The following is a 15437-nucleotide window of genomic DNA, read 5'->3' as shown; positions in this document are numbered from 1 at the left end:
GAATTGCTACGTCGTGCGGAATAGCTGGATCGCCACCTCAACGAGGATGGTGGCATGGTTCGGTGGCATCGATCGAGATCAGGTGACCTCGCGCTTCGCGCCGGTGGTCTGTCGCTATGTGCGCTCGCGTACATGGCGGTGGCGCGTCTGGCATCCATGCATGTGCCCCCGATGAAGGCAGGCCTGACCTCCTTCGTCCTCGCCGCTCTTGGCTTCGTGGCGGCGAGCGCAGGCGGCCTGCTGCTGACGCTGGGTCGGCGCCTGTTCGACGAGGTGGAGGTGAGCGCGCGGTGGCGACACCGCTCGCGCGTGAGCGTCTCTTCTCTGATGGAGCAACTCTCGATGAACAACATCAAGGAGCCCGCGCTTCTCGTCGTCGGACGTGATGCCGATGGCAGCTGGACCGTGCGCGAGAGCGCGGGCATGCTGCTCGGCCGCTTCGCCTCGGCTGAAGCGGCGCGGCGTTTCGCGCAGGCGGAGAGAGCTGGGCAGCCACAGGTTGCGATCGCATCGTCTGCGGGCGCAGTGCCCAGAATCGATGGCCGGCTTAGCCTGCGCATCGTCGACGCGAAGGCGGTGGCAGGTGCGTAAGTTTCCCGCTCGCCTGCTCGGCGTCCTGCTGCTTGCCGCCGCGACCGGCACGTCTCTACTCCACCGCGCCGTGTACGAGACGGTCGCGACGGGACCGGCACACCCGGCAGAATTCGCTCTGGGACTGGTCAGCTTCCTCCTGGCGACCGGCGGTATCCTGCTGCTGGTTCACGGGCGAAAGTTGCTCGAGCCCTCACCGCAAGCTCGCCCGGAACGAGCGACCTCGCTGCAGGAGCGTTTCACGCGCCCGATCTCGCCTGCCAGTCGTGCGTTCGACACGCGGCGCTCCGCTTCGCTGATGCAGGCTCGTCACGTCCTCGCGGTTGCCCGTGCCCGATCGGCGAAGGTGCGCCAGACGGCGACCCTCACTCACCGACACCGCTGAAGCGCTTCAGCTCGTGCCGGTCATCGCCGCGTATCTGTATCGCCATGGCCGGCGTGTTCGCGAGATCGCAATCGAGGAGCAGGTCAGCTGTCCGAGCGACCGCTCCGAGTTCGTCTGGATCGGGCTCAGCGACCCGTGTTCCGACGAGATCGAGACGTTGCAGCGGCTCTACGGCCTGCATCCGCTCGCGGTCGAGGACTCGCTCAAGGACGGCCAGCTGCCCAAAGTCGACGTCTATGGCGACCAGCTGTTCGTGATCGGTCGCACGGCCTACCTGTGTGACGGTCGCATCGTCTACGGCCAGACTGCCGCCTTCCTCGGGCACAGCCACATCATCACCGTTCGACAGGGCTCGACCCGCTCGCACCGGCCGCTGCGTGAGCACCTCGAGGCCGCGCCCGACCTGCTCGGCAAGGGCGGCGATTATGTCCTCCATGCGGTACTCGACTTCATCGTCGACGGCTATCTGCCACTAGTCACGGCGCTTGAGGAGGAGGTTGCGGCGATGGAGCAGCGTATGCTCGACACCTTCCTCGATCGCGCCGAGATCGCGCGCATCTTCGCGCTGCGCCGTGACCTCATGCGCTTTGATCGCATTCTGGTTCCGATGGAGGAGGTGGCACGCAAGCTCGCGAAGAACGAGCTGCCGTGCGTCGACACGGAGGCGCGGCACTATTTCCGCGACGTGCTCGACCACGTCCGCCGCGTCGAGGCGATGACGAGTGGGCTGCGCGAGCTGCTCACCTCGGTGTTTGAGTTCAGCAACCTGATCGAGCAGCAGCGCACCGGCGCGATTGCGCGCCAGCTTGCCGCCTGGGCCGCGATTTTGGCAGTGCCGACCGCCATCGCGGGGATCTACGGCATGAACTTCGAGCACATGCCCGAGCTACACAGCCGTTACGGCTACCCCGCCACCCTCGTGGTCATCCTCGCGATCTGCGCGGCGCTGTATTGGCGGTTCCGTCGCGCTCGCTGGTTGTGAGCCGCCCCAAAATGCGACGAGCCGTTGGCGTGATTATGCGGCCACTATGCCGATGCCGGGAATCGATCTCGAAAGACTATGGGAGGGCTCGTAGCTGAGATGGGCGGGCACGCGATGCTCGTTCATCGAAGGCATCAGTAGCGATCATGTCGTCTGAACCTCTTCCGGAGCCCGACGAACGCGGCCCGGTCATCTACGTCGGTCAGGACCATGCGGGCCACTGGCTCGTCCAGGACGGCGCAGGCAAGCTCGAGGGCCGCTTCACTTCGCGCGGTGCCGCACTGAGCTTCGCTCACGCCGAGCGCGAGATTTACCACGCCAGCCTCGAGATGGCGGTCAAGCCGCTGAAGCCCCTCATCCCGATCGGTCCGGTCCCTGCCAGCGAGCGCGCGCTCGTGCGCGCGGCCTGAAGGAGGTCATCATGACAGCGACAATGAAGAAGGCCGCTATGTCGGCCGACAATGGTGTGCGCGCAGCACGCGACTTCGCGGTACCGGGCTCGCGCACGGTGCACGCCGATCCGCGCTGGCTGCCGCTCGTCGCGGCGCTGGCGGACCTGCGGCAGCGGCACCGCTGCTCGGTCCGGATCGTCGATGCCGACTGCGGCAACGGCGCGCTGCTGATCGAGGCGGCGCGTGAGGCACGTGCGCTCGGCTTCACCGCCATCGAGGCGCGCGGCATCGACGGTTCGCCGGCGATGATCGCCCGTGCCCGCTCGGCCGCGGGCATGATGCGTGACGGTGCGATCGGCCTCACCTTCGACCAGGTCGACATGGCGCAGGCGCTCGCTCAGGAGGCGGTTTTCCCGGCCGACATCGTGCTGTGGCACGGCACCGCGCGCGACGATCATCGGGCCGGTCTCAGCGAGCTGCTGGCAGCCGCGGGTGACCGCGTCGTCGGCGATCCAGCCGCCGCGACGATCGGGGGTATGCTCGGGTGACCCATCGCGACCTCGCCTGGAAAGCCACCGGCTTCGCCCTGTTTGCCGGCGCCTGCGCCGCCTGCCTCATGCTGGACCGATCGCCGCTAATGGTGCCGCTTTTCATTGTCGCCCTGCTCGGGCTGCCGCTGATGGTGCACGGCAAGCGCGTGGCCCAGGTATTCCGCGCCGAGCGGCGCGGCCATTACCATACCGCAACCGCGGTCCATGCCGCACGCGTGCGTCGGCGTGGGCAGAACAGCGACGGCTTCGGGCTGTGAGCGACGGATCGACGATGAGCTTCTTTGCGTACAAGCAAGGTACCCTCCACGCCGAGGACGTGCCGCTGGCCGAGATTGCGGAAGCGGTCGGCACGCCGGTACACGTCTACTCGGCCGCCGCCCTCCGCCACGCAGCGGACGCGTTCCGAACGGCGCTGCGGCGGCTGCCTGCAGCCCGCTTCGCTTTCGCGGTCAAGGCTAATCCGAACAGCGCGGTGCTGCGCCTGCTCGCCGGGCGCGGCTTCGGTGCCGACATCGTCTCGGGTGGCGAGCTTCGCCGTGCGCTCGACGCAGGCATGGCGCCGGCCGGGATCGTCTTCTCGGGCGTCGGCAAGACCGACCGCGAGCTCAGCGACGCGCTCGACGCCAACATCGGCCAGTTTAACCTCGAGCTGGAGGAAGAGGGGCGGGTGCTCTCCCGCCTTGCGTACGGTCGCGGCCGGCGGGCGCCGGCCGTGCTGCGCGTCAACCCCGACGTCGACGCGGGCACCCATACAAAGATCTCGACCGGCCGCCGCGAGAACAAGTTCGGCGTGGGCATCGCGGATGCCGCCGACATCTACGATCGGCTGGGCCGGCTCGACGGGCTGCACCTGCATGGGTTGGCATTGCACATCGGCAGCCAGCTCAGCGATCTTGCTCCGCTCGAGGCGGCGTACAGTCGCATCGGCGAGCTCATCATTGAGCTTCGTGCACGTGGCCATGTCATTACCCGCGTCGACCTGGGTGGAGGGCTTGGCATCCCGTATCGCGAGGAGGATCATATCCCTTCGCTGGCCGACTATGCCGCCATGGTCGCCCGCGTTTCCGCGCAGTGGAACGTCGGGCTGACCTTCGAGCCTGGGAGGATTATCGCAGGGCTCGCCGGTGTGCTGATGACCCAAGTCATATGGGTGAAGCCGGGTACTGCGGCTCCGTTCGTGATCGTCGACGCAGCGATGAACGATCTGGCGCGGCCGGCTATGTACGGCGCCTACCACCGCTTCGCCGCCGTTCAGCCCTCCGGCGAGACAATGGTCGCCAACCTCGCTGGCCCCGTCTGCGAGACCGGCGACACCTTCGGCACAAACCAGGAGATCGACCGGGTTGCCCGCGGCGACCTGGCGGTCTTCCATGCCACCGGGGCCTATGGTGCCTCGATGGCCTCCAGCTACAACTGTCGCCCGCTGAGTGCGCAGGTGCTCGTTGACGGGGGCGCTTTCGAGGTTGTCGGAGAACGCGCCATGCCCGCCGAGCGTGCAGCCTGACCCGGTGTCAGCTCGCGGGAAGCATTGTCCCGCGCTTAGGGGCGAGTCCGGTATGAACAACTCGCCATGGGCGCGGAGCACCACCTGATCTGTGTTGAGACCGAAGCAAGCTCCTCGGCGTTGCGTGGGCCAAGGCGGGCGATCCGCGGATGAGGGGGAATGATGGACGTTCATCGACCGGATCAGCATGGCATCAAGCATCGGACGGGGATCGCTGCTGGGCTGACAGCGCTCGGCGTCGTCTACGGTGACATCGGAACCAGCCCGCTTTACGCCTTCAAGGTCGCAGTCACCGCCGCAGGCGGCGCTCCAGGCGTTGCAGCGATCGGCGTTGCCTCGCTCATCATCTGGTCGCTCGTGGTCGTGGTATCGATCAAGTATGCGATCCTGATCCTTCGTGCCGATAACGACGGCGAAGGGGGCGTTGTCGCCATGCTCGCGCTGCTCGGCGCTCGGCACGCCGAGCCGCGGACGAGGCAGGCGGCCCTTCTTGTACTCGGCCTTGTCGGCGCCGCGCTCCTCTACGGCGACGGTGTCATCACACCGGCCATCTCGGTGCTGAGCGCGGTGGAGGGACTGCAGGTGGATGCGCCGATGCTAGCCCCGGCCATCCTCCCCATCACGATCGTCATCCTCATCGGCTTGTTCCTGGTGCAGGCCCGAGGCACCGGGTTCATCGGACGTATTTTCGGGCCAGTCATGCTCGTCTGGTTTCTCGCGATCGCCCTCCTCGGCGTCGCGGCAGTGATCCGTCATCCGGCAGCGCTGCAGGCGCTCAATCCGGCGGAAGCGATCGGCTTCCTGCTACGATCGCCCATCCCGGTCAGCTTCGCAGTGCTCGGGGCGGTTTTCCTGGCCGTCACCGGAGGCGAGGCGATGTACGCGGACATGGGGCACTTTGGACGCTTCCCGATCCGCCTTGCCTGGTTCGCGGTCGCACTGCCCGCACTGGTCCTTAACTACCTGGGTCAGGCGGCGCTGATCGAGACCAACCCCGCCGCGCTCGTCAGCCCCTTCTACGAGCTGGCACCCGGCTGGGCGCATTATCCGCTGATCGTGTTCGCCACTGCGGCGACCGTGATCGCCAGCCAGGCGATCATCTCAGGGGTCTTCTCGCTGACGCAGCAGGCGATCCAGCTTGGCTTCCTGCCCCGGTTGGACATCCGTCATACTGCGGCGGATCAGGAGGGACAGGTATACCTGCCGCTTGCGAATTGGCTGCTCGCGGCAGGGACGCTCGCGGCGGTGCTCATCTTCCGCTCGTCGGAAGGCCTGGCTGGCGCCTACGGCATCGCCGTGTCGGGATTGATGGCGATCTCGACCTTCCTGGCGGCACTGGTGGCGCTGCGGTGGGGCTACAATCCGCTGCTGGTGGTGCTCGTCAACGGTGCCTTTTTCGCCTTGGATTTGGTGTTTTTCGCGGCGAACGGCGTGAAGCTGCTTGAAGGCGGCTGGTTCCCGCTCGTCATCGCGGTTGTCGTCGCCTTCCTCATGCTAACGTGGCGCTCCGGCGTTCGGCTGGTGGAGCAGTCGCGTGCACACCAGCGCGATGGAGAAGACACGTTCGTTCGTCGGCTTGACCAGGCAGTTGATTGCCGCACCAAAGGGGTCGGAGCTTTTCTCAGCGCTGCTACAAGCGGCATACCTTTGGCGCTGACGCAGCACGTTCGGCACAACAGGGCGCTTCAGGAGCGCCTCATCCTCGTCTCGGTACAGGTGGCGGAAACGCCGTACGTACGGGTTAACGATCGGGCTGAGACGTCGCTCATCTGCACGAACGTGCATCGAGTCATCCTGAGCTTTGGCTTCATGGAGAACATCAACATTCCTGGCGGCTTGGCCGCAACTGAGCTCTTTGACGCTGATCAGCTCGAGGAGGTTAGCTACTACATCGGGCAGGAGACGATCATCGCCGACGCCGGGATCGCTGGGATGGCGCCTTGGCGAGAAGAGATTTTCGTATCCATGCAGCGTAACACCGCGCCGACAGGCGACTCCTTCTGCATCCCGTCGCACCAGCTCGTAGTCGTTGGGACTGAGGTGCGCATCTAGTTCTCGGAGCGACCTTATCATTGGGCTTGGTTTGGTTCCCAAGATCACAAGAAGAAGCGCAACCTCGTTCAAGCCAGCACAATCGCACGACGCGACGAACATGAATGAACGTCCGGTTTCGGTGGGCCGATCTTTGCTCACGAATGACCGCAATTCGGTCCTCTGCACGGGAGGGAAGGGGGGCTGCCAGCGCCCAATCGCGGTCGTTCGAAGATTGCACGATCTCCCGAAGTCATTCGTTTGTCGAGTGCGAGCTTTTTCATTTCCCGTCACGGCTTATCGATGGCCCATGCCACGGTTGATGTGCGCCTAAATCACTCAGCTGGACCGGCGAAAGCCAGTGCCTAATCGAATCAGATCTCGACACGAAGTGACGCCCGCACCGTCCGAGGCGCGCCGGGGTAGATCCACAAGGCGCTGTACGAGCTGGCGGCATAGCGTTGAGCGAGCAGATTGTCCGCCTCAAGACGGAAGCGGACTCCCTCAATTAGCGGTGCTTCGATAGCCGTCTTCACCTTCACATATCCGGGTAGCACCACCGGATCAGCGGTGAGTGATCCCGCCCGATCGCCGACATAGGCGGCGCCTCCGCTCAACTGCCAGTCGCCATGGGTGGTCGGGATACTATGGACCACCAGCAACGTGCCTGAGTGCTCCGGCACGTTCAGCACCTCCGGTGTCGGAAAGGCGGTGTCATCTGCCTTTGCATCAAGCCACGCATAATTGGCGACGACCTGCCAGCGATTGCCGAGCTGCGCTGAGGCGTCGAGTTCAATCCCACGGCTGACGATGCTACCCACGGGTGCCAGGAAGTTCGCATCTACCGGATCGGTCGTCAGGATGTCCTGTTTGTGGATATCGAACCAGGTTGCCGCCAAATCAATACTAGGCAGCTTGGCCGCGACACCCACCTCGTAACCACGACCTTTTTCCGGGCCGAAGCCCGCCCCGTTGCGATCGGTGCCGGTGTTAAGCGAGAAGTTTTCACCCCAGTTGGTGTGCACCGCGATCACATCCGTAATGCGGTAGCGCGCACCGAAGCGGAAGCTAACAGGCTCATCGATGTTGCGGCCGACACCGCCCGTGTTGTTGTTGACGATTTTCTGGCGGTAGGGATCGATCCGTGCGCCTCCGACCAGCGTCAGCCGGTCGGTAACGTCCCACATGTCCTGCACGTAGAAGGTGCCTGCCCAGCGACTCTCATCATTGTTCGTAAAGGGACGTAGGGAAGCTGCATCCGATCCATAGACCGGGTTGTACAGGTCGATCGCGTAAGGCGCAGAGGCTGAGGGGTTGATACGCAGCCAGCGCTCGCCGTAGGAAAAGCGATAACCTTTGATGCCTGCGCTGACGCGGTGTTGCCCGATCTGCCCGGCGAGCTCCAGGCGCGCTGACAGGTCATCGACACTGAAGTCACGCGATCGGCGCTGTCGCCACAAGGCGTTCCCGACGATGCGCGACTGGTCGGCGGACAAGCCCTGCAGCGTTCCTGTTCGCCAGACCACACCGCCGTTCAGCGTCCAGCTCCCGCCGAAGTCCGCCAGAGCGGTCACCTGGTGCTGGTCCTGCCGTGATTTGGTGATGCCGTTTGATGGTTCGCCGTAGAAGTTTGAGAGCGGCAACGCGTTGGCCTTGCCGTCGATCGCCGGAATGCCGCGGTCGAATGGCGTGTCGTATTGGCTGAACTCGCCAGTGTAGGTGAGGCGCAGCGCACCGCTTGGCTGCCAGGTCAGCGACGGCGAAACGACGCGTCGGCGCAGGGTGACGGTATCGCGCCACCCATCACTGTCTTCACCTGCGACCACGATCCGGGCGGCCAGGGTCCGAGACAAGGGGCCTGTAGCGTCGAGTTCGACACGCCGCGTGTTGAACGAGCCATAACTGACCATCGCGTTCGCGTGCGGCGTAAAGCGCGGCACCTTGTTCACGATATTGACCCGGCCGGCGGGATCAACGTCACCGAATAGCGCGCCTGTTGGGCCTTTGAGCACCTCAATCCGTTCGGTTGTCGCGGGATCGCGTGGTGGAGCCATGCCGCGATTGGCCAAAAAGCCGTTCAGATAGTACTCCGCGCCTCCGTCCGGGGTGCCAAGAAATCCGCGAACCGCAAAATTGTCGATAACTCCGCCACGGTTGTTCTGCTGGCTGAAGCCGCTGACGAGCTCGAGAGCGTCGCTTAGCCGGTATGTTCCCGTTGCATCGAGAATGTCGCGTTCGATCGAACGGCTCGATTGCGACATGCGTTCGGTGACCCGGTCCGACGATAGCGTGCGGTCGACGGCGTTGCGGGTGCCCAGAACGACGATCTCGTCTTCGTCGTCACGCTCGGATAGTTCCTGTGCCTCTACGTTGAATGGCGTCAAACCGAGCGCAAACGTGAAGGCGACTGTGGACCTCCGCAGCCGCGAACCAAGGGGCGTTAAGGACATTGCTACTCCGAGAACGGCTTCGACGAACCGTGAGAGCCACGGTATGTTGCAACATATCATACGGCTGTTTTGCTGCCATGCAACAGGCTGTAGGTATCTGCCTCCGCCTCCGGAGGTACGGTGTTGACGGACATGGCCGCATCATGATCAGCGAAGGCCGTGAGGCTGGATGTAGCGGATCACCGTCTCTGTAGAAGCGTTTGCTCGCCGAAGCCGCGATGCCGCCTTCTCCTAAAACCATGCGTGCGACATTCGCGTTGAAGGTTGCATTTGGATGTCTGCCTTCCTCCCAGAGTGAGCCAACCAGACAGCTGCGCGGAATGGTCGACTGCCTCGGACGCCGACATGAACGAGTGACCGGAGTTGAGAGGCGGGGAGGGCGCCGGGAGCGACTGCTTTTGGGTCTTCAATCGGTTCAGCCATTATAGCGGCATAGGCGCCGCGCTCGCCTCGATAATCTCGCCGCCCTCGGGCAATGTGACTCGGAGCAGCCGCACCTCCCGCGCGACGGCGATCGTCACCGGCGATCCGGTCACCGCGCGCACCGGCGCGATCGGCCGCCACGTCACGCCGTCGTCGGAAGCCTCGGCCGCGAGCCGCGTCGGCACCGTCGGCGCGCCGAGCCGCAGGACGAGCCGTGCGACGCGGCGGCGTCGCCCGAGGTCGAGCGTGAGCGTGCCGGCGCCCGTGCTGCGCCAGCTCGTCGCGTAATTGTCGTCGCCGGCGAGCGCGGCGGCGTGCGCTGGGTCGGCGCGCGAGGCGGTGATCGCCGCGGGCGCGATGGCCGTGCGCGCGCGCCGCGTCGCGGTGCCGGGCACGTCGACGCCCCGATTGCTCGGCGTGACCGGCTCGATCCGGTCGCCGCGCACGACCAGCCGGTCCAGCGCCACCTGGCGCCGCACGTCGCCGCCCGGCGCATAGGGCAGCGACTGGCGGTGGTAGAGGATGAAGTCCTCGCCGCCGGCGCGGAACACCGCGTGATGCCCGGGGCTGACGATGCCGCGCGCGCGGTCGGTGGCGAGGATCGGCCGGTCCGCGGGCTCGTGGAACGGGCCGAGCGGCGAGGTGCCGACCGCATAGCGGACCTGATAGCTGTCGGTGGTGGTGTTGCCCCAGCTGTACGTCAAGAAATAGACGCCGCCGCGCTTGAACATGAAAGGCGCCTCGAAATAATGCGCCGGGGTGACGTCGACCGGCGCGCCGTCGAAGCTCACCATGTCGGGCTTGAGCCGAACCGCGAAACAATGGCCATTGACCCAGTCGAGCCCCGACCCCCAGTAGAGATAGGCCTGGCCGTCGTCGTCGACGAAGGCCTCGGCGTCGATCATGTGATAGCCCGGACGGTAGTTGCCGGGGATCAGCGGGCGCCCGTCGTTGGCGTCGCGCCACGGCCCCGCGGGATGGGGAGCGCTGCCGACCCACACCTCGCTGCCGACCGAGACGTACATCCAGTAGCGCCCGTGCGCGTGCACCACCGAGGGCGCCCAGACGCGGCTGTCGTTCGAGGTCGGGCTCGTCGCGGCGCGCTTGGTCGGCCAGTCCGGGGTGGAGAGCGTCCAGTCGCGCAGGTCGCGCGAGCGCCACAGCGCCAGCGTGTCGCCGCCCCAGGAATCGACCGTGGCGTAGACGAACCACTCGCCCTCGGCGTGGACGATCGAGGGGTCAGCGAAATACCCCGGCAGGATCGGGTTGCGCGCGCCGGGCGCGAGCGCGGGCGTGTCGGCGGCGACCGTTGCCGCCGCGAGCACCGGCAGCGCGAGCATCAGGGAGCGCGATCGTCGCATGGCTCTAATCAGTCTCCTCGCCGTTCGGCGGCGCCTAGCCGAACAGTGCCGCTCGACCACCAATGGACAATGCCCGAGCGTCATTCGCGCTCGTGAAGCATGCTCAGGTAGCACTGCCCGCGTCTTCCTTTAACTCCTGTCGGAGCACGCGCCGCTTAGCTGGCGATACCGCTGCCCGACATGATCAGCGCCAGCCCGATTGGATGCCTTGCGGCCAAGGGGAGGGTAACTTCCAATGCCTCTGGTGTTCGACGAAATGGGAGTAGTGTGGCATCTCCCGGGAACGTGATGCGGCTCACGTTCCCCTGCATCGTAGGATTGTCACGTCCCAAAAGGGTCATGCGAACAACATTGTCTTCGGGCCAGCCCAAAACCAGCGCGTGAAGGTCATTCCCGCGTTTCACATACCGGATATCGCGTGCATTGTATGGCGAGACCGGACCGCCTTCGGAAAAAAGGCCGCTGCTAGCGCGCGTCGGACCCTCACCGTTCAATCTCCACGGCCTACTCGCGTAAATGGCCTCACCGAACCGACCCATCCACTCAGCGATATTCGCGACGATACGCTCCTCCTTGTCGTCGATCGTGCCGTCCCCGCGCATCGGCACTGACAGCATCAGGTTGCCGTTCTTGGACACAACGTCGCACAAAGTGTGGATCACAGTGGCGGCAGATTTATAGCCGTCGCGGGCGTACAAATCTGCGTCGTAGTGCCAAGCGCCCAGGCACGTGTCGGTCTGCCACGGGAACCGCTCGATATACGATTTACCGCCACGCTCCACATCGTCGACGATACCCATACGTCGCTGCGGCGGCGTCATCTTGCTCGTGACCACCGCTTCGAGCCGGCCATCGTTCCAAGCCATCGACTGGTTGTAATACCAGGCCGTGAAGTCGAGGCCGTACTGCTCCAGCGGCAGGTCGAAATTGTCGAAATAGATCATGTCTGGCTTGTACCGCTGAGCCAGATCCTGGCAGCGAAGGAGCCAGTTGCGCGCGAAATCGCCTGTCGGCACGCCTTCTGACCACAATCTATCGGTTGCTTCGTGCCAATTTTGTGCCTCGGCGTCGCTCTTGATGCCATCCGGCATTGGCATGAAGCGGCCGCCGTAGAGCTGCTGAGGGTCTAACCCGTCCCACCATTTGCCGCGACCACTAGCCTTGGTCAGCTTGTAGGCATCGTAGCGTTGCCCGGCGCGGGGACCCTCCGTGTCATACCCGTAGGCCGGCTGGTTCCAGTGCCAAGCATGCGCCGAGTGGTTGGACACAGCAAAGCGTAAGCCGCGCTCGCGTGCGAGCTTCTCCCACGTGCCAATGATGTCCCTGCGCGGTCCGATCCGAGTTGTATTCCAGGCGTGGTGCCGTGAGGCGTAGGTGTCGACGTTGTCGTGGTGATTGGCCAAAGCCATGAAATATTTCGCGCCAGCGCGCTTATAGAGGTCAAGTAGGCGAGCCGGATCCCAGCGGTCTGCCTTCCACAAATTCTGTACCTCTATGAAGCCGCGATCCGCCGGATGGCCGTAATGCTCCAGATGATGTTTGTACGCGCGAGATCCTGGCAGGTACATGTCTCGGGCATACCAGTCGCCCGCCTCCGGCACACATTGCGCGCTCCAATGCGCCCACATCCCGAATTTGGCGTCTCGGAACCAGTCGGGCACGCTGTAGCCACTGGTGAGCGATGCCCAGTCCGGCGTGAAGCGCGCTGGTGCGGGCACCTTGAGTGCGCGACCGGCCCCAGGCGCGATCGGCATCGTGGGGAGGGCGTGTGCCGCCGTCGGCGCGACTGCTGCCGCGCTCAGGCTTCCGCCGATCATCTGCCGTCTTGTCGTCTTCATCGTCATCTCTCCGAATGGCGCGCTTAAGCATGGGTGAGCCGATGGTGCGGTCGAACTGGCCCGCAAAGGCTAGAAGCGGATCCGCAAACCGCCGGTGAAGCGCCGGCCGGTGAACCCCTCGAAGGAGAGGAGGCCAAACGAATTCAACTGCCTGCCGTGGGCATCGAGGAGATTGGTAACATCGACGCTTAAATCGGCGTTTTGAGTAAGCTTGTAGCTGATGGATCCATCGAGCTGTCCGTAGGGCTCGTTGAAGTTGCCATCACCAAAGGTGCCACCGCCATTCGAGTAGCGGCCGCGGTAGGAGTACGAACCACGCACGCCGAGCCCGTACTTCTCAAAATAGCCACCGACGTTGTAGTTGTGCTTCGCCACACCATCCAGTGGGAAGGCCTCACCGCCCTGGGTTCGCGGGATCTGCGGCGCGTCGATGTAGGTGTAGTTGCCGAAAAGACCGAAACCATCAAGTGCGGGCGTCAAGTAGGACAATGGCAGCTGTGCTGCGACCTCGACCCCCTTGACGTCGCCGCTGAGTAGGTTGAGCGGCTGGTTGCGCCGGAACTCGAGCGTGGACGTGCCTCCGGTTCGTAGGGTCACGGTCCGTACGTCGGTGGTCTGGCCGGAGACGATATAATCCGTCAGGTGCTTGTAGAAGCCCGCGAGTGACAGCAGCCCGCCGCGGGCGAAATAGTACTCGAGCGAAAGGTCGAGCTGGTCAGACTTGAACGGCGCCAGCCCGGGGTTGCCCGACGAGATCGAACGGACGTTCGCGTCGACGGAAGTGCCCGCCGCCAGTTGACCAAGATCGGGGCGGCCGATCACCCGCGCCGCCGCGGCTCTGACCAACAGGGCAGGCGAGATGCTGTACTTGACGTTGAGGCTCGGCAGCAATGCGCTATACTTGGCCCTGACCTCCGTTGACCCGGCCGTCGGCACTGTCACGTTAACCCGGTCAGGCTCGACGATCAAATTGTCCAGATCAGGAATGAGTCCGATCGAGCTGGTACGCGTCTGAACCCAGCGCAGCCCAACGTTGCCGGCCAGCTTCTCGTCCGAGTTCATGAAGTTGACGCGGTAATAGGCGGCCAGGTTGCGCTCACCGATGTCGAAGCCTTGACCCGCCTGAGGCGGTACGTCCTGATCGTCGAAGTAGGATTGCCGCGGAACGATCGCGTCGAACTTCGACGTGTCGATCACCAGCAGGCCGGGGTCCCCGGGCAGACCGCGGAAGTCGCCTTTGGTCAAGAAGCCGCCCGCGGCGATGCCGCCTGTGCCCTCAACCCCAGGCGTCACGGTCAAGCTGCCGCCTGAGAGCGCAGCGATCTGCTGCGCGTTGAGAACCGCAAATCCGGCCGTGTTACGAAACCGACGGTCGCTGGCGAAGACGCCCACCTTGATCGATCGGAAGAAGCCCTCGTCGCCGAGCTGATAGGTGGCGTCCAGCCGTCCCTCCCAGTTGCGGTCACGGCTGGTGAAGGCGGCAAGGTCCGCCACGGTCAGATAGAAGTTGTCAGGATCAAGCTGATCGTAGCCACGGTTGAAGTTGATCGCGGGACCTTGGCTAATTCCGTCGGGATAGGAAATGGCCGCGGAGGCGCGGCCCTGCGCCTGCAGGCCGAAATTGCGATTGTCGTTCTTCGAGCGGAAGTACGAGCCCTCCGCTTCCAGGGTCAGTGCGCCCGACGTCCAGCGAACGCCCTGCGCAAAGGAGAGGACGTCGATCGTCGCGATCGTGCCGCGTGCGGTCGCCTGATTGCTGATGCCGTCGGCATCCAGCGCCGTCACAAAGCCCTGTGACCCGCCGAGAAGCTGGTCACGGAAACTCGTATCGATCGTGCTTGCCCGTACGCCATAATCCGTACCGCCGGTCAGCCGCGGCGCGATATCGGTGATGCGGAGCTGGGCGCGCCGGGTCTCGGTGTCATTGTTGAAGCGGCTGTAGAACGCGTCGCCGTAAAGCTCGAGCGTATCGGACGGCTTGAACTGGTAGCCGAAGATCGCCGTCAACCGCTTACGGCTGCCAGCGTTGTTCCAGGCGTCGTAGCCGTGCTCGAAGCTGTACGTGTCGTTGAAGTCGCCGTCCACGTTATAGTCGATCGGCGGGGTCTTGCCTCCCTGAATGGCGCGACCCGCGGCGTCCAACAAGGGTGACTCACGACTGGTCTCCGCGCCGTACGTGTTGAGAAAGCGCTCGCGGTACTCGCGGCGCTCGTAGGCCACGCCCGCACTGACGCCGAAGGTGCCTGCCGCGTTGACCCAATTGCCCAGCACCGCGACACGTGGGGTCAACTTATCACGCTGTTCCTCATAGACGCCCTCGACGGACGCGCTGAGGGTCGTCTTCCCGATTGCGAGAGGTCGCGCCGTCTGGACGTTCACCGTTCCAGACAATCCCCCCTCGATCAGGTCGCTCGTGGGCGATTTTATCACCTCGACGGCGCTGGTGAACAGCGCGGAGAACGCGGTGAAGTCGAAGGACCGGGTGCCCCCGCTTCCCAAGGTACGCCCGTTGTACTGCACGCGAGTGAATTCCTGCGGCAGTCCGCGGATGGAGACACCGGAGCCTTCTCCCGCTGAGCGCGTGATCTGAACGCCGGTGATGCGCTGCAGCGACTCGGCCAGGTTCAGATCAGGGAATTGCCCGATGTCTTCTGCCGAAATCACGTCGCTGACGACATCGGCACGGCGCTTCGTCTCATTCGCCAGGTCGAGTGAACGGCGAAAGCCGGTGACGACGATGTCATCGGCGGGTGCAGCTATGCTGTTCTCGGTCGCCTCCGTCGTGGCTTGTGTCTGCGGGATCTGCGCCGACGCTACCTGCCCGACTGACACGATCGTAGCGGCTGCACCGCCGACGATAAGCTTCTTCATACAACCCCTCCTAAGATTTAGCGGCGAGTCTGTTGGAGCCGTGCCGGCCCATGCTCGC

12 protein-coding genes are annotated in these 15437 nt (G+C 64.5%); 8 read left to right on the top strand and 4 right to left on the bottom strand.

All coding sequences use genetic code 11. From position 1 onward, the window contains the following. Positions 1–54 precede the first annotated feature (54 nt). From K7957_RS18485 to K7957_RS18450, 8 genes are all read left to right on the top strand, one after another. Complete coding sequence (locus tag K7957_RS18485; protein ID WP_223014100.1) at positions 55–591, top strand: hypothetical protein; 537 nt, start codon at positions 55–57, stop codon at positions 589–591. Then, a complete protein-coding gene (locus K7957_RS18480) occupies positions 584–976 on the top strand; it encodes a hypothetical protein (RefSeq protein WP_223014098.1) in 393 nt (130 codons plus the stop codon). Before K7957_RS18485 ends, K7957_RS18480 begins: the two co-directional genes overlap by 8 nt. A gap of 13 nt (positions 977–989) precedes the next feature. Then, positions 990–1958, top strand: coding sequence for a magnesium and cobalt transport protein CorA (locus K7957_RS18475; protein ID WP_223014218.1), 969 nt, complete (start codon positions 990–992; stop codon positions 1956–1958). A gap of 146 nt (positions 1959–2104) precedes the next feature. Beyond that, positions 2105–2368 carry a hypothetical protein gene (locus K7957_RS18470; protein WP_223014096.1) on the top strand — a complete coding sequence of 88 codons (264 nt, stop codon included), beginning with the start codon at positions 2105–2107 and terminating at the stop codon, positions 2366–2368. Positions 2369–2379: 11 nt separating this feature from the next. Next, positions 2380–2898 carry a methyltransferase domain-containing protein gene (locus tag K7957_RS18465; RefSeq protein WP_223014094.1) on the top strand — a complete coding sequence of 173 codons (519 nt, stop codon included), beginning with the start codon at positions 2380–2382 and terminating at the stop codon, positions 2896–2898. Beyond that, the gene (locus K7957_RS18460; protein ID WP_183926590.1) at positions 2895–3158 is read left to right on the top strand and encodes a hypothetical protein; all 264 of its coding nucleotides are present in this window, start codon (positions 2895–2897) and stop codon (positions 3156–3158) included. The genes K7957_RS18465 and K7957_RS18460 overlap by 4 nt, the downstream gene beginning before the upstream one ends. A gap of 14 nt (positions 3159–3172) precedes the next feature. Beyond that, a complete protein-coding gene (gene lysA / locus K7957_RS18455) occupies positions 3173–4405 on the top strand; it encodes a diaminopimelate decarboxylase (protein ID WP_223014092.1) in 1233 nt (410 codons plus the stop codon). A 162-nt stretch (positions 4406–4567) separates the two neighbouring features. Further along, complete coding sequence (locus K7957_RS18450; RefSeq protein ID WP_223014089.1) at positions 4568–6457, top strand: potassium transporter Kup; 1890 nt, start codon at positions 4568–4570, stop codon at positions 6455–6457. 353 nt (positions 6458–6810) lie between these two features. Here K7957_RS18450 and K7957_RS18445 read toward each other — a convergent pair whose 3' ends face one another. The 4 genes from K7957_RS18445 to K7957_RS18430 all read right to left on the bottom strand — a co-directional run bounded on the left by K7957_RS18445 (position 6811) and on the right by K7957_RS18430 (position 15379). After that, a complete protein-coding gene (locus K7957_RS18445; RefSeq protein WP_246617272.1) occupies positions 6811–8820 on the bottom strand; it encodes a TonB-dependent receptor in 2010 nt (669 codons plus the stop codon). 488 nt (positions 8821–9308) lie between these two features. Beyond that, on the bottom strand, positions 9309–10670 hold the full coding sequence (locus K7957_RS18440; protein WP_223014085.1) for a family 43 glycosylhydrolase: 1362 nt from the start codon (positions 10668–10670) through the stop codon (positions 9309–9311). Between the two features lie 155 nt (positions 10671–10825). Next, positions 10826–12508, bottom strand: coding sequence for an alpha-L-fucosidase (locus tag K7957_RS18435; RefSeq protein WP_223014083.1), 1683 nt, complete (start codon positions 12506–12508; stop codon positions 10826–10828). A 69-nt stretch (positions 12509–12577) separates the two neighbouring features. Next, on the bottom strand, positions 12578–15379 hold the full coding sequence (locus K7957_RS18430) for a TonB-dependent receptor (protein ID WP_223014082.1): 2802 nt from the start codon (positions 15377–15379) through the stop codon (positions 12578–12580). Between the last annotated feature and the right edge of the window lie 58 nt (positions 15380–15437).

The organism is Sphingomonas yunnanensis, from assembly GCF_019898765.1.
Lineage (GTDB): Bacteria > Pseudomonadota > Alphaproteobacteria > Sphingomonadales > Sphingomonadaceae > Sphingomonas > Sphingomonas yunnanensis.
The sequence above is the reverse complement of the archived record's forward strand: the minus strand, read 5'-3'. Positions and strand labels throughout refer to the sequence as shown.

Excerpts from the sequence above, each read along its gene's own strand:
- K7957_RS18485 (WP_223014100.1), top strand. The coding sequence starts at position 55 with ATGGTTCGGTGGCATCGATCGAGATCAGGTGACCTCGCGCTTCGCGCC.
- K7957_RS18470 (WP_223014096.1), top strand. The coding sequence starts at position 2,105 with ATGTCGTCTGAACCTCTTCCGGAGCCCGACGAACGCGGCCCGGTCATC.
- K7957_RS18465 (WP_223014094.1), top strand. The coding sequence starts at position 2,380 with ATGACAGCGACAATGAAGAAGGCCGCTATGTCGGCCGACAATGGTGTG.
- lysA (WP_223014092.1), top strand. The coding sequence starts at position 3,173 with ATGAGCTTCTTTGCGTACAAGCAAGGTACCCTCCACGCCGAGGACGTG.
- K7957_RS18450 (WP_223014089.1), top strand. The coding sequence starts at position 4,568 with ATGGACGTTCATCGACCGGATCAGCATGGCATCAAGCATCGGACGGGG.
- K7957_RS18440 (WP_223014085.1), bottom strand. The coding sequence starts at position 10,670 with ATGCGACGATCGCGCTCCCTGATGCTCGCGCTGCCGGTGCTCGCGGCG.
- K7957_RS18435 (WP_223014083.1), bottom strand. The coding sequence starts at position 12,508 with ATGAAGACGACAAGACGGCAGATGATCGGCGGAAGCCTGAGCGCGGCA.
- K7957_RS18430 (WP_223014082.1), bottom strand. The coding sequence starts at position 15,379 with ATGAAGAAGCTTATCGTCGGCGGTGCAGCCGCTACGATCGTGTCAGTC.